This is a genomic window from Agromyces sp. Y782, assembly GCF_059445405.1.
Map to the genome: position 1 here is coordinate 2,029,604 of NZ_JCAIUG010000001.1, position 16,601 is coordinate 2,046,204.

A 16,601-nucleotide genomic window follows, 5' to 3' on the forward strand; every position below is an offset into this window, starting at 1 on the left:
CTGGGCGCGCCCGTTCAGGCGAGGGTCGAGGGCGGGCGCCCCTCGAAGATCGTGCGCAGTGCGATTGTCGCGCGCACCTGCACGGAGTGGGTGGAGCGGATGCGCACGAGCAGCTCGTCGAGCTCGGCCGCCGTGCCGACCTTGGCGATGGCGAGATGACTCGCGTCGCCCGAGATCGCGTAGCACGACTCGATCTCGGGGTGCTCGCCGAGAAGCTCGCCGAGATCACCGGCGGGCGCCGGTCCGGTGAGCGTGATCTCGAGGAATGCGGTGAGGGGGACGCCGACGGCCTGCGGGTCGACGACGGCGCGGTAACCGGTGATGACGCCCCGCTGCTCGAGCCGTTGCACGCGGGACTGCACTGCGGAGGTCGACAGGCCGGTGACTGCGGCCAGCGTCGCGAGCGTCGCGTGGCCGTCGGCGGCGAGTGCCGCGACGATGCGCAGATCGATGTCGTTGTCGAGTTGTGGTGTCGCGCGCAGCTCGGCCATGCGCTCCACCATAGTGCGCGCCCCGCACCCGGGGTTCGGATCTCGCAATCGATGAGATAGGGTTCAGATGTTCAGCCTGGAGCAACGGAGCCCGGCTCGACCGACACGAGGTTCGAGTGTCTCCCTCCGTCGAATGCGGCAGATTGCGGTCAGGTTCGATTGCGTTGCCCGATTCCGGCAAAATTCCGAGCACGATTCATCTGATACGGATGTTCGCCCGAGTCATTTGCCCCACGCCGGAATGTTGCCGACCTGTAAATTCCGATACGAATCGCATCTTCGCGGTTGACACGCCGTCTCCCCATCATGTTCCCTTGCTACAGATCCGAGTTCTGCGAACATGTCCGACCCCATCAGCGAAGGAATATGAAACGTATGCGCGCTACCCCAACCCCCCGAAACGGAAGGTCGCGACGTGGTCTCTCCACCGTTGCGGCCGTCTCCCTCGCGGCGTGTCTGGCCGTCGGCCCCGCGGCGACCTCGTTCGCCGCGCCGATCGCGAGCGACGCGAGCCCTGCTGCATCCGCGAACGCCGACGCGAAGACGCTCCGCATCGCGACAGCCGGCTTCGTCGACACGTTCAACCCGTTCATCTCGATCTACCTCACGCCGACGAACATCATCCGCTACGTCTACGAGAGCCTCGTGCAGAACGATGCCGAAGACGGCTCGCCCACCGAGGGTCTCGCCGAAGAGTGGGAGGCCAGCCCCGACGGCATGACGTGGACCTTCACGCTGCACGAGGGCATGAAGTGGTCCGACGACGAGCCGATCACCTCGGAGGACGTCAAGTTCACCTACGAGTCGATGATGAACGACCCGATGCTCGGCACCGCGAACGGCAACCTCGTGTCGAACTTCGACAGCGTCGAGGCGCCCGACGACCTCACCGTCGTCATCAACCTCAAGACGCCGCAGGCGCCCAACCCCGGCGCCGAGATCCCCGTGCTCCCCGTGCACATCTGGTCCGAGGTCGACGACCCCACGACTTTCGAGAACGACGCCGATGTCGTGGGCTCGGGGCCGTACACGCTCGAGAGCTACTCGGCGAACCAGTCGATCACCCTGAAGGCGAACCCGAACTTCTGGCGGGGCGGCCCCAAGATCGACGGCATCCAGTACGTCTATTACACCAACTCCGACGCGCAGATCCAGGCCCTTCGGGCCGGTGAGGTCGACCTCGTCACCGGGCTCACCGACACCCAGATGTCCGCGCTCGAGGGCGAAGAGGGCGTCACGACCCAGGCGGGCACCGGTCGTCGCTTCACCTCGCTCAGCGTGAACGCCGGAGCCGAGACGCCCGACGGCGTCGCCTACGGCACCGGCAGCCCCGCGCTCAAGGAGCTCGCGGTGCGCGAGGCGATCCGGCTCGGCATCGACCAGGAGTCCTTGCTGAAGAACGTGCTCGGCGGCTACGGCGCTCCCGCGACGAGCTTCATCCCGAGCGCGTTCGAGAAGTGGCACCTGCCCGACGATGACGAGGCCATCGTCTCGTTCGACCCCGATGCGGCGATCGCCAAGCTCGAGGGTGCCGGCTGGGTCGCCGGTGCCGACGGCATCCGTGAGAAGGACGGCAACCGGCTCTCGATCCGACTGCTCGCCGACGCCGAAGACATCATCGACATGACGACGGCCGAGTACCTCGTGCCGTGGATGGCCGACATCGGCGTCGAGCTGAAGCTCGAGACGACCGACAGCGACACCATCTCCGATCGCACCTCCGTCAGCGACTACGACCTGTACTTCTCGGGTTGGAGCGTCAACCCCGACCCCGACTACCAGCTCGGCCTCAACCTGTGCGCATCGCGACCCGACGCGGAGGGCAACGGCGCGACGAGTCAAGACGGCTACTGCAACCCCGAGTTCGACGCCCTCTACGCCGAACAGCACTCGGAGCTCAACGAGGACAAGCGCGCCGAACTCGTGCACGACATGCTGCGCATGCACTACGAGGATGTCGCGCAGATCACCCTCTGGTACGGCCAGGCACTCGAGGCCTACCGCTCCGACCGCTTCACGGGCTACACGACGCAGCCTAAAGAGAACGGCATCATCGCGAACCAGGCCGGGTACTGGGGCTACCTCACGGTCGAGCCGGTCTCCGATGAGGCCTCTTCGTCGACCGGCGACTCCGGCCCGGCGATCGGTCTCTGGATCGGCCTCGGCGTGCTCGTCGTGGCTGCCGGTGTCGTCGCGATCGTGATCGTGCGACGTCGCAAGACCGCGGGCGATCGCGAATAGCGTTCTCGCATCGCCCGACCGGATGTCGCCACTGGCGGCATCCGGCCGGGCGAGCGGTGTCGGGCGCAAGAGAAATCGGGCGCAAGGGAAGAGAGAAGGAGGACGGAGCGCGAATGACAGACACGATCACCCCCGTGAACGCCGCGGTGCACGACGAGAAGCTCGCAGAGGAAGCGCCGGCACGCTCGTCGTTCCTCAGCTACCTCGGCTCCAAGCTGGGCGGGGCGCTCATCAGCCTCGTCATGGTCGTGTTGCTCGGCTTCTTCGCCTTCCGGGTACTGCCGGGCGATCCCGTGCGGCGCATCGCGCAGGAACGCCCGATGAGTCCCGAGCAGATCGCCGAGCTCCGGCGGCAGTACGGCCTCGACAAGCCCGTCACCCAGCAGTTCATCGACTACCTCGTCAACATCGTCACCGGCAATCTGGGTCAGAGCTACGTCTACCGCACCTCGGTGAGTGAGCTCATCGGGCAGTATCTCGGCCCGACGCTGCTGCTCACCGGCACCGCCGCGATCATCGCGATCACTCTGGGGCTGTGGCTCGGCCAGCGTGCGGCCTGGCGCAACGGCTCGCTCTTCGACAAGGTCGCCACCGGCACCTCGCTCACCCTGTGGTCGGTGCCCACGTTCTGGCTCGCGCTGATCCTGCTCATGATCTTCGGTGGCACGCTCCGGTGGTTCCCGACGGGTGGCATGTCCACCCCGGGCCTCGAGCCGGGCTCTTTCGCCTACGTCGTCGACGTCGCCCGGCACATGGTGCTTCCTGTGGTCACGATGGTCGCGGTGGTCTTCGCGCAGTACCTCATGGTCATGCGCGCATCGCTGCTCGAGGAGAAGTCCTCCGACTACCTGACGACGGCGCGTGCGAAGGGGCTGCGCGACGATCTCGTGCGTCGTCGGCATGCCGTGCCGAACGCCCTGCTGCCCACAGTGACCCTCGTCTTCATGCACATCGGCGGGCTCATCGCCGGCGCCGTGACCGTCGAGACGGTCTTCTCGTGGCCCGGTCTCGGAAAACTCACGTACGAGGCCATCAGCGGCCCTGACATGCCCTTGCTGCAGGGAACCTTCGTGGTCTTCTCGACCATCATCATCGTCATGAACCTCATCGCCGACCTCATCTATCGGCAGCTCGACCCGAGAGTGAGGCGCGCATGAGCACCGCCGAACAGACGCGGCCCGCCGCCCAGCTCACGACCCGGCAGGTGGCCGGTCGACGACGCCGTGCTTCCGCCGCCAAGCTCTGGCGCGAGTTCCGCGCGAGCGCGTCGGGCATGTCGGGGCTCATCTTCCTCGGCGTCGTCATCCTCCTCGCGATCCTCGCCCCCGTCATCGCCGACCGCTCGCTGCTCGACGTCACGCAGCTCACCGACCAGCCGAGGTTCGCCCCGCCGTCGTGGGAGCATCCGATGGGCACCGACCATCAGGGTCGCGAGCTCTGGGTGCGCATGATCTGGGGTGCGCGCACCTCGCTGCTCGTCGGCGTCGCCGCGACGGCGATGTCGATGGTCATCGGCACTCTCGTGGGCATGGCCGCCGGCCACTTCACCGGCGTCACCGGCGGCATCATCATGCGCTTCGTCGACTTCTTCCTCGTGCTGCCCTCGCTCGTGCTGGCCATCGTGCTGTCGTCGGTGCTCTCTCGCGGCGTGCTCACGATCGTGATCGCCATCGGCGTGACTTCGTGGGCGAGTACCGCCCGCCTCGTGAGAGCCCAGACGCTCGCAGTGGAGGCCCGCCCGTACGTCGAGCGCTCCCAAGTACTCGGCGCGGGGCACTGGCACATCATCGGCAAGCACCTCTTCCCGGCGGTGCTGCCGCTCGTGCTCGCCAACACGACCCTCACGGTCGGTTCGGCGATCATCGCCGAGTCGACGCTCGCCTTCCTCGGCCTCGGCGACCCGACCCAGCAATCGTGGGGCACGATCCTGAAGGACTCGATGGATGTCTCGGCCGCGACGAGCGGCTACTGGTGGTACGTCGTCATCCCGGGTCTCGCGATCGTGCTCGTGGTTCTGGCGTTCACCCTCGTCGGTCGTGCGTTCGAATCCATCGTGAACCCGACCCTCAGGAGCCGTTGATCATGCCCGATCTCGTTTTCGACGACGTCTCGATCACCTATCGCACCGCCGCGTCGCGGGGTCGCGGCGACATCGCCGCCGTGCGCAACGTGAGCCTCTCGCTGCCCGCGGGCGGCACCCTCGGCATCGCCGGCGAATCGGGTTCCGGCAAGTCGACGCTCGCGATGAGCGTGCTGCGGCTGCTGCCCGACAATGCGGTGATCGACGGCGAGGTGCGCGTCGGCGATCAGAGCGTCTCCGATCTGAGCTTCGGCCAGTTGCGCGCGTTGCGCTGGTCGGAGGTCGCGATCGTCTTCCAGGGGGCGATGCACTCGCTGAATCCCGTGCGAACCGTCGGCCAGCAGATCATCGAGGCCCTCGAGCTGCACGTGAAAGACGCGTGGCGCAGTCCAGACGCGCGAAAGGCCCGTCTGGCAGAGCTGCTGGGCCAGGTCGACCTGCCGCTCGCGAAGGCGGCCTCGTATCCGCACGAGCTCTCGGGCGGGCAGAAGCAGCGTGTCATGATCGCGATGGCGCTCGCGTGCGAGCCCGACATCATCATCGCCGATGAGCCGACCACGGCGCTCGACGTGATCGTGCAGGGGCAGATCCTCGAGGTCGTGAAAGACCTCGTGACTCGGCGCGGCATCTCGCTCCTCATGATCAGCCACGATCTGTCGGTGCTCGCCACCGCGTGCGAGCGCATCGCCGTCATGCGTGACGGCGTGCTCGTCGAGGTCGGGGAGTCGCAGCAGATCTGCACCGACCCGCAAGAGGCGTACACGAAACAACTCGCCGACGCCTTCCCGACGATCGGCGACCCCGCGTCGCGGCTGAAGCCCGTCACCCGCCGCGGCGAGACGGCGACGGGCGCGATCGCGGTACCGGTCACCGCCGCGGTCACGCCGGCGATCAGTGCAGCGGATGCCGCGGAGCGGGCGAGCGAACCCGTGGCGGAAGATGAGGCAGAGAACGCGGTGCTGCTCGAAGCCCGCAACCTCAGCGTCACCTTCCGCTCGCGCGGCAAGACCGTGCAGGCGGTGCGCGGCGTCGACCTCGCCTGTCGTCGCGGCGAGATCGTCGCACTCGTTGGCCAGTCCGGCTCGGGCAAGACGACGCTCGCGAGAACCCTGCTCGGGCTCGAGCCGCCCGACCGGGGCGGACAGGTGCTCTTCCGCGGCGAACCGCTCGGCCGCTCGACGAAGCGCCTGCGCGAGTTCCGTCGGCAGGTGCAGCTCATCCTGCAGGACCCGTCGGCGGCGTTGAACCCGAAGCTCAGCGTCTACGAGGCCGTCGCAGAGGGGCTCCGCATCCAGCGCTACCCGGGCGACGAGCGCGATCAGGTCGCCGCGAGCCTCGAGAATGCCGAGCTGATGCCGGCGGAGCACTTCTTCGAGGCGATCCCGCACGAGTTGTCGGGCGGTCAGCGTCAACGCGTCGTGATCGCCGGGGCTCTCGCGATGAATCCGCAGATGCTCATCGCTGACGAGCCGGTCGCCTCGCTCGATGCCTCCGCCCGGGGCGAGATCCTCGCGCTGCTCTTGCGGCTGCGCGACGAGCTCGGCCTCTCGGCCCTCGTCATCACGCACGACCTCGGTCTCGCCTGGAACATCGCCGACACGGTCGCCGTGATGTACCACGGAGAGATCGTGGAGCGCGGCACGACCGAGTCGGTGCTGCTCGACCCGCAGCACGAGTACACGAAGAAGCTGCTCGCCGCGGCCCCGAAGATCGTGGGCCGCGAGGGCGTGCTCGCGACGGCTTCGTGACCCGAGCATGACCGTTCACGCGAACCCGCCGGTGTCCGGCCTGCCCTGGGTCGTCGTCACGGGCGATCGCGACACGGTCTTCCGCGAGCTCGGCTCGCACTTCGCCGAGCGCATCCGCGACATTCGGGCGCGTTCCGATTCGCAGTGGTCGAAGCTCATGACCCGCGTCGAGCGCGAGGCCGTGAGCGACCGGATGCGCCGCATCGAGGCGTCGACGCGCCGGCTCTGCCCCGTCGAGTCGCACGAGCTCGACTTGCTCGCCGAGGGCGCTGGGTTGCCCCCGTTCGAGCTGTGGGTCTACAACCTGCGCGGCGACCTCGGCCGAGACGGCACCGGATGCAGCGACGTCTCGCTCGCGACATCCGCTGCGCTCGTGATCGGTCACAACGAAGACGGCGACGGCGCCTCGGCCGATGACGTCTGCCTCGTGACCCTCGCGATCGAGGGCGACCCGACGGTCACGGTCGTCTGGTACCCGGGATTCCTGCCCGCGAATTCCTTCGTCGTGAGCGACGCGGGCACCGTCTGGGGGCTCGATCACCTGCCGGTCGTCGAGCCCGACACGGATGGCGCGGGGCGGCACTTCGTCGCCCGCCACGCGCAGCGGAGTCACTCGGGTGCTGAGGCGATCGAACGGGTGATGTCGGTGCCGTGCGCCGGTGGATTCTCGTTCAACATCGCCGACCGGCAGTCCGGCCGGGCCGTCATGATCGAGAACGCCGCCGGGGTCGTGGTGTCTCGTTCGGCCTCGGAGGCCGAGTCGTGGCTCTGGCACACGAACCACTTGCGGTTCGTCGAGCGTCCGGCGCCGGGCATGCAGCCGAGCGACGAGTCGCTCATCGAGAGTCGCACGCGCGGCGCGCGGCTGCGCGGGCAACTCGAGGCGCGACCCGACGAACGACACGGCGGCGCCCGCGACGCGGAATCGGTGTTCGCCGCCCTGCGCTCCGACGGGGTGCTGAACCGATCCGCCGAGCTCTTCACGTTCACGACGACGGTCGCCGATCTCGCGAACGACCGCATCATCGTGCAGGGCCCTGGCGCAGTGCCGGGCCGACCGTGCCGACGGGGCCGACCGGGCCCTGGCGCAGTGCCGAGCCGACCGGGCCGACCGGGCGGACTGAGCCACGAGATCCCCAGCGGCTCCACTACTGATGCGCGAGACGCATCAACACCTGAGTCAGCGAGCAGCACACCGTGGACGGGTGGCCTCGCCGCGTTCGCACGCGGGCGAGCGCTCGAGATCGAAGCGACGGTGTGACGGCGTTCGGGCGGGCGGTATGAAGGCGGATGGCATGAAGGCGGGCGGTATGAAGGCGGATGGCATGAAGGCATGCGGCATGGGGGAGGCGAACATGCAGTTCGGAACGGAATCCGGTATCACCTGGTCGGCGAAGGCGGTCGACGTCGACACCGGCGCGGTGCTCTTCGCGCACGAAGATCACCTCCCGCTCGACACGGCGAGCATCGGCAAGGTGTTCCTGCTGCACTCGGTGCTCGAGCTCGAGCAGCGCGGCGAGCTGAGCCTCGACGAACCCGTGACGAGGCGGCCGAACGAGGCGATGGCCAACTCCGGCCTGTGGTACCTGTTGCAGGCCGACACGCTGAGCGTCTACGACCTCTGCGCCCTCATCGGCGCCGTGAGCGACAACGCGGCGACCAACACGATGTGCCGTCGGGTCGGCCTCGACACCGTGCACCGTTCGACGGCGGCCCTCGGGTACACCGAATCCTCGCTCGACGACATCGTGCGCTGGCCGATTCCTCCTGGTTTCCCGCCGAACCTCTCGACGGGCAGCGCCCGCGAGCTCACCGACTTCGTCGCGCGCGTCGCGAAGAACGAGCTGCTCACCGAGGCGGGCTGCGACGCACTGCGGCGGTGGCTCGGCGCCGGCATGGACTGCTCGATGGTGGCCTCGGCGTGGGGCCTCGACCCGCTCGCCCACTACTTCTACGACCGCGACATCTGGATGTGGAACAAGACCGGCACGACGAGTCGCGTTCGCGGCGACATCGGCGTCGCGATGTCGCCGAATCGGCGAGTGGCGTACTCGGTGCTCGCGAACTGGACGCGTGGCACCGATCACCGCGACGAGGCGCTCGCGACGATGCGCGAGGCCGGGGACGCGATCCGCCAGTACCTCCTGCACGGCTGAACGGGGATCGGATGCCACGGCACGTGCAGTACCGCGAGGTGCGCTCCTCAGCGGGAGTCGCCCGCGGGGCGGGGTCGTCGGCGCGGTGGACCTCCGAGCCGGTCGAGGTTCCGTTCCCGGCGACCGAAGCGATCCTCTCGTGGAATGCGGTCACCCCGCCCGGAACGTGGATCGAGGTGGAGCTCGCCATCCGGCGCGCCGACGACTCGTGGACCGCCTGGTATGTGATGGCTCGATGGGCGGAGCATGATGGCGTCGCTCCCGCCCTCGCTCCCGCCCTCGGCGCCATCCCGCGCACGACCGTCTCCGGTCAGCGTGATGCCGATGCATCCGTGCACGCCGACACCTTCGTCTCCGCTGCGGGCCGCGCGCTCACGGCGTATCGGATCCGCGTGACGTTCGCTCGCAACGAGGGCGTCGACACCGTCGCGTCGCTCGCCATGGTCGGGGCGATGGTCTCGGCGATCGATGAGGTGACCGCGCTCGACGACGCCACTCCGAGTGACGGCGCGGCTCGCGGCATCGTGCTCGAGGTGCCGCCCTTCTCGCAGCAGGTGCACCGCGGCACGCACCTCGAACTCGGCGGCGGCGGTGAGTCCTGGTGCTCGCCGACCTCGACCGCGATGGTGCTCGGCTTCTGGGGGCGACTGCCGTCGGCGCAGCTGCTCGCCGGCATCGACGCGCCGAACGGCGACCCGCAGGTCGTGTGGGCGGCCCGAGGCTGCTACGACCACGACTACGGCGGCACGGGCAACTGGTCGTTCAACGCCGCGTTCGCCGCCCGCCAGGGGCTCGAGGCCTTCGTCACCCGTCTGCGCTCGCTCGACGAGGCCGAGCGGTTCATCGCGGCGGGCATCCCACTCATCGCCTCGGTGTCGTTCACTCGCGACGAACTGCCAGAGGCGGGGTACGTCACCGAGGGCCATCTGCTGGTGATCGCCGGGTTCGACGAGAGCGGCGACGTCGTCGTGAACGACCCGGCGGCGCCCGGCGCCGCGGCCGTGCGCCGGAGCTACCCCCGCGCGGCGTTCGAGCGCGCGTGGCTTCGCAGCGCCGGCGGGAGCGGCGGCGTGGTCTACGTCATGCGCCCCGCCGACGTGGCGCTGCCCGCCGCGCCCGGCGAGGAACGCAACTGGTGAGCCGGGCTCAGCGCGCGAGCACGGCGGTGAGCAGCTCGATGCGCTCTCGCAGCGACGAGAGCAGGAGGTGCTCGCTCACGGCGTGGGCGCCGCCGCCTCGCGGCCCGAAGCCGTCGATCGTCGGGATGCCGAGCGAGCCGACGAGGTTCGTGTCGCCGGCGCCGGCGGCCGGCCGGCCGCTCGCCGACTGCCCGAGAACGGATGCCGCGCGCCCGACCTCGTCGAGGAGCAACTGGTCGGCCGCACCGGCCTGCCACGCCGGGCGACTCGTCAAGATGGTCGCACGCACGGAGGCGCCCGTGCGGATCGGTGCGAGTCGTGCGAGCGCATCGAGCATGTGCCGCTCCGATTCGCCGTCGACGAAACGCAGTCCGATCTCGGCGGAGGCCGCGTCGGGCACGACGTTCGCCCTCGCACCGCCGCTCACGGTGCCCACGTTGCAGAGCACCGGCGAGTTCGCGGATGCCTCGGCGACGAGTTCGCGCACGACGAGCAGTTGGTCGACGAGCTCGTCGATGGCCGAGACGCCGCTCGAAGGATCGAGTGCCGCGTGGGCGGCCCGCCCCTCGATGTCGAGCCGAATTCGCGTGCTGCCGGCGCGGCCGACCTTGAACGCGCCGTCGGGGTGGGGCGATTCGAAGCCGATGACGCCGGCGACGCCGTCGAGCGTGTTTCGCACGAGCTCGTGCGAGGTGGGGGAGCCGACCTCCTCGTCGCAATTGATGAGGATGCGAACCGGTCGCCTCGGGCGATCGCGCAGGATCTCGAGGGTGGTCAGCATGATCACGAGCCCGCTCTTCATGTCGAATGCGCCCGGGCCCCGCACGACGTCGCCGTCGATCGACCAGGGCACCTCGCCCGTCAGGGTTCCGTGGTCCCACACGGTGTCGGAGTGGCCGAGCAGCAGGAGCGGCGCCTCGTCGCTCGTGCCGGAAACCTCGATGACGAGATGCGTTCCGGCGTCGGTGACGACGCGGCGGATCTCGCTTGCAAGCGGTGCGAACCATTCGCCGAGCAGCCGTGTGACGCGTGCGCTCGCGGCCGCATCCATCGAAGGGGTCTCGATCTCGACGAGCTGCCGAAGCCGATCGGGCACCGCCCCCCACGCAGCATCCACCGCCGCGCTGGTCTCTGCTGATGTCATGATTCCCCTCGGTGAAGATACGCTACATATTCTAGCTGCAGCCTCGCAGAGGCATCGAGTAGAGACTGGCAAGCAAAGGCACGTCGCGGTTGCCATTCACAATCATATGATTCGTATACTGGATCATGTGACCGATGCGCAGGCTCGAGACCGGAGCGACGACAAGCAGCTCACCGCCGACGAGTTGTCGACGTTCGAAGACTTCCAGCAGGCGAGCGCGCTCTATCGGCGGGTGTTCGGCTACGGTTCCGACGAGTTCGCATTGAACAGCAACCTGCTGAGTGCGCTCGTGCGAAGCGGCGGGTCGGCCGTAGGGGTGCGGGGCGGCGCAGGTGAGCTCATCGGCTTCGCCTACGGATTCCTCGGATCCGACGCCAGCGGCCTCTTCCACTACTCGCAGGCCGCGGTCGTCGAGGCGGGGTACCAGAGCCGCGGCGTGGGCCGCATGCTCAAGGTGCGCCAGCGCGAGGTCGCGCTCGCCTCCGGCGTCATGACGATGCGATGGGCGTTCGACCCGAGTCTCGCTCGCAACGCGCACTTCAACCTCAACTCCCTCGGCGCGCACAGCTGCGCCTTCGTGCGCGAGTACTACGGGCGGCCGGGCACCGATCGGGTACTCGTCGAATGGCCGCTCGTCGACGGCGCCGACCCGTACGCTTCGGCTCGCGAACTCCAGCCCCCGGCTGCGCTCGCGGATACCGCGGCGGGCGTGCCGATCGCCCACTCCGGCGGGCACTGGGTGCCGATGCCGGCGCAAGCCGGCGATGGCGTCGGCGGTGGCGTGTCGCGCCTCCACACCACGCTGCACGAACTGCACGAGCAGGGGTCCGTGCTGGTGAGCTGCCGGCGGGTCGATGCCCGCACCTCGGCGTACTTCGCCGTGCCGGCGGCCGGGGGAAGCACCCGATGACGATGCTGGAACGCCGCGACGACCAGTTGGAGCCCCGCGACGACGAACTCGAGCGCGAACTCAACCGCACCCTGCGTTCGCCCGAGGCCCGGTTCGGGGTGCGCATGCGCAAGAACCTCTCCGCCGAGGGCCTGCAAGACCGGGTGATGGAGACCGAGGCGGCATCCCTCGCCAACACCTTCGCCCACCTCCGGGCCAGCGCCGCTGTGCCGCAAGCCGCCGCCATCATTCTGGGGGCGCGTCGCAAGTTCATCGCGGGAGCGGGCAAGTCGGCGGCCTATGCAGCGCTCCTCAACGCCGACCTCGCCGCCACCGTGCCGAACGTCTACCTGATCGACGGTCATGCGCTGAACCCGCTCGACGTGCTCAGCGACGTTCGCTCGACCGACGTGCTCATCCTCTTCTCGCTGCGGCGGTACCGACGTGAGACGGTCACGCTCGGCCGCCTCTTCAGCGAGGCCGGCGGGCAGCTCGTCGTCTTCACCGATTCCGAGGATGCACCGCTCGCCGCCCATGCGACGTCGCTCATCGTGCTGCAGACCGGATCGGCCTCCTACGCCGATTCGCCGACTTCGGTCGCAGCCGTCTGCCACCTGCTGAGCACGCTCACGACCGCGAGCGCGAAGGGTGCTCGGCGCCGGTTGTCGACCCGTGACGAGCTCAACCGGGAGATGGACCTGTACTACGACCACGCGAACGACGAGGAAGCACCATGAGAGTCACACGCATCGAGCTCTTCGAGGTGAGCCTGCCCCTCGTGCACGGGTTCCAGACGAGCTCGCATCGCAAGACGGGCCTCGACCACATCCTCGTGCGCTTCGACGACGAACTGGGCAATACGGGCTGGGGTGAGATCGCTTCGCCGAGCGATCCGTTCTTCACCTCCGAGAACACCGACACGGCTTGGTCGATCGCGACGAGCTATCTCGTGCCGCGGGTGCTCGACGCCGAGTGGTCGCACCCGGCCGAGGTCGACGAACTCTGGGCGAAGATCCGCGGGCACGAGTTCACGAAGGCCGGATTCGCCGGCGCCGCGTGGGACCTCTGGTCCACCTCGCGTGGCATCCCGCTCGCGGTGGCGCTCGGCGGCACCCGCACCGAGGTGGCGGCCGGTGTCTCGCTCGGCATCGAGCCCACCATCGACGAGTTGCTGGCGCAAGTCGGGACGCAGCTCGAGGCCGGCTACGGCCGGGTGAAGCTGAAGATCGCCCCGGGATGGGATCTCGAGCCGGTGCGCGAGGTGCGCCGCGTGTTCCCCGATCTCGAGCTGCACGTCGATGCGAACGGCGCCTACCGCAGCGACGATGAGACGCTCGCCCGCCTTGCGGAGTTCGACGGCGCCGGCCTCAGCATGATCGAACAGCCCTTCGCGCCCGGAGATTTCGTGGGTCACGCCCGGCTGCAGCAGCGCATCGAGACGCCGGTCTGCCTCGACGAGTCGATCGTGCGGCTCGACGACCTGCGCACCATGATCGCGCTCGGCGCCGGGCGGGTGCTGAACATCAAGGTCTCCCGCATGGGCGGGCTGACCGTCGCGAAGGCGGCCCACGACCTCGCCGGTGCCGAGGGCATCCCGGTGTGGTGCGGCGGCATGCACGAGTTCGGCATCGGTCGCGCCGCGAACCTCGCGATCTCCTCGCTCGAGCACTTCAGCTACCCATCGGATGTCTCGGGGTCCGACAAGTACTATGCGCGCGACGTGATCACGCCGCCGGTGATCGCGCGCGACGGCATCGTGAGCGTGCCGACCGGCCCCGGCATCGGGTTCGACGTCGACCTCGACTGGATCGAGCAGAACACGCTGCGGCGCTTCGACTCGCGGGTGCCGGCTGCGGTGGCTGATGCGTCCGAATCGATCGAATCGGATGCCGCGCCGCGCCCGCCGGCCGCCCCGCACCCGTCATCGTCCGCGACGCCGGCCGGGGCATCCGCTGCCGTGCTCTTCTTCGTCGACGACCTCGCCGAGGGCATCGACGAACGCGAGACGCCGTTCCACGCCGAAGACCCGGATGCGCCGCAACTGAATGTGCGCGACCTCAGTGCGACGCGAGGCGACGGCGTGTTCGAGGCGCTCGGCGTGCACCACGGCCGACCGCAAGCGCTCGAGGCCCACTTGCGGCGGTTCGCCCACTCGGCGGCGCTGCTCGACCTGCCCGCCCCGAAGCTCGACGTCTGGGCGGCGTGCATCGAAGCGGCGATCGCGGCGCATGGCGGGGCGAGAGACGGATTCGCCAAGTTCGTCATGACGCGCGGCGTCGAGGGCACCGGCGTGCCCGTCGGGTGGGTCTACGTCGCCGATGCCGCAGACTTCACCGTCGTCCGCGAGCAGGGCGTCGCGGTCGTCACGCTCGATCGCGGCTACCGGCACGACGTCGCGCACACCTCGCCGTGGCTCCTGCAGGGTGCCAAGTCGCTCTCGTACGCGGTCAACAAGTCGGTGCTGAGGGAGGCGGCACGCCGCGGTGCCGACGATGTCATCTTCACGAGCTCCGACGGGTTCGTGCTCGAAGGGCCGTCGTCGACGGTGCTCCTGCGGTACGGCGATCGGTTCGTCTCGCCACCGAGCGATCAGGGCATCCTCGCGGGAACGACCCTCGCGAGCGCGATCGAGTGCCTCGCCGCCCTCGGCCACGAGACTCACCGCGAGCCCGTGCCCGCCGACCGTCTCGCGCAGGCCGACGGCATCTGGCTGCTCTCGAGCACCCGATCGGCGGTGCCCGTCGCGCTCCTCGACGGCGAACCGCGCACCTTCGACCGGGCACTGACCGCCCGGCTCCAGGCCCACCTGACGACCCGAGAACGCTAGGACGGACACGACGATGACGACGACGACCACAGCGGCGACCACGCCGACGAACGCGGCCACTGCCGAGCGGCGCGAGATTCCGGTCTTCGACGGTCACAACGACCTGCCGTGGACGGCGCGCAAGCACCGCGGGTACTCGGTCGAAGGCATCGACGCGACCGCGCTGACCCATCACACCGACATCCCCAAGTTGCGCGAGGGTGGGGTCGCCGGGCAGTTCTGGTCGGCGTGGGTGCACTCGGAGATCGAGGGCGCCGATGCCGTGAAGGCCACGCTCGAGCAGATCGACTTCGTGCACCGCATGGCGGCTCGGTACCCCGAGACGTTCCAGCTCGCGACGACTGCCGACGCGGCACGGCGCGCGATGGCCGCAGGGCGGATCGCCTCGATGATCGGAGTCGAGGGAGGCGGTCAGATCGACAACTCGCTCGCGGTGCTGCGCGAGTACGCCCGGCTGGGAGCGCGCTACCTGACGCTGACCTGGACGTCGACGAGCGACTGGGCCGACTCGGCGACCGACGAGGCGAGACACGGCGGGCTCACCGAATTCGGCCGCGAGGTCGTCGCCGAGATGAACCGCATCGGCATGCTCGTGGACCTCGCGCACGTGTCGGTGGCGACCGCCGACGCGGCGCTCGAGACCGCGATCCGGCCCACGATCGTCAGCCACTCGAGCGCATGGGCGCTGAACCCGCACCCGCGAAACCTTCCCGACCGGGTCATCCGTCGTGTCGCCGATGGCGGCGGCGTCTACATGGTCACCTTCGTGCCGTCCTTCCTCACCGCGGAACGGCGCGCCTGGGTCAACGGCGGCGAGACCGGACCGAAGCCGAGGGTGACCGTCGCGGATGCCGCCGACCACGTCGAGCACGTGCGAAACGTCGCGGGCATCGACGGTGTCGGCCTCGGTGGCGACTTCGACGGCACCGATGACATGCCCGAGGGGCTCGAGGATGTCGCGGGCTATCCGCGGCTCTTCGCCGAACTCGCCCATCGCGGCTGGACGGAGCCCGAGCTGCGCAAGCTCGGAACCGAGAACGTGCTACGCGTGGTCGCGGCATCCGATGACGACTACCTGGACTTCATGGGCGCCGGCGCAGACCGAGCGGGCGACGCGTGAGCGAGAGCGAGAGCGAGAGCGTGCAGATGCCGACATCGAACGGGGCGCCGAGGGTGCTCGTGGTCGTGAACTCCCGGGCGAGTCAGCTGCGACGCATGCAGCCGTGGCTCGAGTCGGCGGGGCTCGACCTCGTGGTCGCCTACGGCGACGACGCGCTGCCCGACGAACTGGAACCGTTCGACGGGCTGATCATGCTCGGCGGCGGGTTGATGCCCGACGAGTACTCGCGCGCACCATGGTTGCGCCGAGAGCGCGAGCTGGCGGCCGAAGCGATCGCGGGCGACATCCCGACACTCGGCATCTGCCTCGGCGGGCAGATCCTCGCCGACGTCGCGGGCGGCGAGGTGCGTGCCGAGTACGGCACGCCCGAGCGCGGCGCGACCGAGGTGTTCGTGACGCACGCCGGCGCCGACGACCCCGTGATCTCGGCGCTCAGCCCGGCCGCCTACGTCATCGAGAACCACCAGGACGTGATCACCCGGCTGCCGCCCGGCGCGGTGCTGCTCGCCTCGAGCACCGCTTGCGTCAACCAGGCGTTCCGACTGGGGCGCCATGTGCGCGGGGTGCAGTTCCATCCCGAGTCGGGTGCGCAGAACCTCCGGAACTGGGATGACGCGGCCCTCGCCGCTGTGGGCGTCGACAAGCAGAGGCTCGTCGACGAGGCGCTCGTGCACGACGCCGATTCGGTGGCGCGCTGCGAGCGCTTGGCGACGGCGTTCGCCGCGGAGGTCGTCGGCAACCGAGTCGCCCGCGTCGGCTGAGGGGT

At 69.2% G+C, this 16,601-nt stretch carries 14 protein-coding genes; 12 read left to right on the top strand and 2 right to left on the bottom strand.

Annotated elements, in window-relative coordinates; all coding sequences use genetic code 11:
- Positions 1-14 precede the first annotated feature (14 nt).
- Complete coding sequence (locus tag AC1C2S_RS09330; RefSeq protein ID WP_495352242.1) at positions 15-491, bottom strand: Lrp/AsnC family transcriptional regulator; 477 nt, start codon at positions 489-491, stop codon at positions 15-17.
- Positions 492-866: 375 nt separating this feature from the next.
- Here AC1C2S_RS09330 and AC1C2S_RS09335 point away from each other — a divergent pair, with 375 nt between their 5' ends.
- The 7 genes from AC1C2S_RS09335 to AC1C2S_RS09365 all read left to right on the top strand — a co-directional run bounded on the left by AC1C2S_RS09335 (position 867) and on the right by AC1C2S_RS09365 (position 9,855).
- A complete protein-coding gene (locus tag AC1C2S_RS09335; RefSeq protein ID WP_495352243.1) occupies positions 867-2,732 on the top strand; it encodes an ABC transporter substrate-binding protein in 1,866 nt (621 codons plus the stop codon).
- 113 nt (positions 2,733-2,845) lie between these two features.
- Positions 2,846-3,889 (top strand): ABC transporter permease, encoded by a 1,044-nt coding sequence (locus AC1C2S_RS09340; protein WP_495352244.1) that lies wholly within the window; start codon positions 2,846-2,848, stop codon positions 3,887-3,889.
- Complete coding sequence (locus AC1C2S_RS09345) at positions 3,886-4,812, top strand: ABC transporter permease (RefSeq protein WP_495352245.1); 927 nt, start codon at positions 3,886-3,888, stop codon at positions 4,810-4,812. The genes AC1C2S_RS09340 and AC1C2S_RS09345 overlap by 4 nt, the downstream gene beginning before the upstream one ends.
- Before the next feature lie 2 nt (positions 4,813-4,814).
- A complete protein-coding gene (locus AC1C2S_RS09350; RefSeq protein WP_495352246.1) occupies positions 4,815-6,560 on the top strand; it encodes an ATP-binding cassette domain-containing protein in 1,746 nt (581 codons plus the stop codon).
- A gap of 7 nt (positions 6,561-6,567) precedes the next feature.
- Positions 6,568-7,821, top strand: a complete 1,254-nt coding sequence (locus AC1C2S_RS09355; RefSeq protein WP_495352247.1) for a C45 family autoproteolytic acyltransferase/hydrolase — start codon at positions 6,568-6,570, stop codon at positions 7,819-7,821.
- 34 nt (positions 7,822-7,855) lie between these two features.
- Positions 7,856-8,716 (top strand): serine hydrolase, encoded by an 861-nt coding sequence (locus tag AC1C2S_RS09360; protein WP_495352248.1) that lies wholly within the window; start codon positions 7,856-7,858, stop codon positions 8,714-8,716.
- A gap of 11 nt (positions 8,717-8,727) precedes the next feature.
- The gene (locus tag AC1C2S_RS09365) at positions 8,728-9,855 is read left to right on the top strand and encodes a C39 family peptidase (protein WP_495352249.1); all 1,128 of its coding nucleotides are present in this window, start codon (positions 8,728-8,730) and stop codon (positions 9,853-9,855) included.
- Positions 9,856-9,862: 7 nt separating this feature from the next.
- Here the strand turns inward: AC1C2S_RS09365 and AC1C2S_RS09370 are convergent, their stop codons facing one another.
- A complete protein-coding gene (locus tag AC1C2S_RS09370) occupies positions 9,863-10,999 on the bottom strand; it encodes a M20/M25/M40 family metallo-hydrolase (RefSeq protein WP_495352250.1) in 1,137 nt (378 codons plus the stop codon).
- A 127-nt stretch (positions 11,000-11,126) separates the two neighbouring features.
- On the opposite strand from AC1C2S_RS09370, the gene AC1C2S_RS09375 reads away from it, so the two are divergent.
- From AC1C2S_RS09375 to AC1C2S_RS09395, 5 genes are read left to right on the top strand one after another with little or no spacing between them, the layout of a single operon-like run.
- Complete coding sequence (locus tag AC1C2S_RS09375; RefSeq protein WP_495352251.1) at positions 11,127-11,909, top strand: hypothetical protein; 783 nt, start codon at positions 11,127-11,129, stop codon at positions 11,907-11,909.
- Positions 11,906-12,625, top strand: coding sequence for a MurR/RpiR family transcriptional regulator (locus tag AC1C2S_RS09380; RefSeq protein WP_495352252.1), 720 nt, complete (start codon positions 11,906-11,908; stop codon positions 12,623-12,625). The genes AC1C2S_RS09375 and AC1C2S_RS09380 overlap by 4 nt, the downstream gene beginning before the upstream one ends.
- Entirely contained in the window at positions 12,622-14,715 is a 2,094-nt protein-coding gene (menC, locus tag AC1C2S_RS09385) for an o-succinylbenzoate synthase (RefSeq protein ID WP_495352253.1), read from the top strand. The genes AC1C2S_RS09380 and menC overlap by 4 nt, the downstream gene beginning before the upstream one ends.
- Before the next feature lie 13 nt (positions 14,716-14,728).
- The gene (locus tag AC1C2S_RS09390; protein ID WP_495352254.1) at positions 14,729-15,835 is read left to right on the top strand and encodes a dipeptidase; all 1,107 of its coding nucleotides are present in this window, start codon (positions 14,729-14,731) and stop codon (positions 15,833-15,835) included.
- Positions 15,832-16,596 carry a type 1 glutamine amidotransferase gene (locus AC1C2S_RS09395; RefSeq protein WP_495352255.1) on the top strand — a complete coding sequence of 255 codons (765 nt, stop codon included), beginning with the start codon at positions 15,832-15,834 and terminating at the stop codon, positions 16,594-16,596. Before AC1C2S_RS09390 ends, AC1C2S_RS09395 begins: the two co-directional genes overlap by 4 nt.
- The last annotated feature ends 5 nt before the right edge of the window (positions 16,597-16,601 follow it).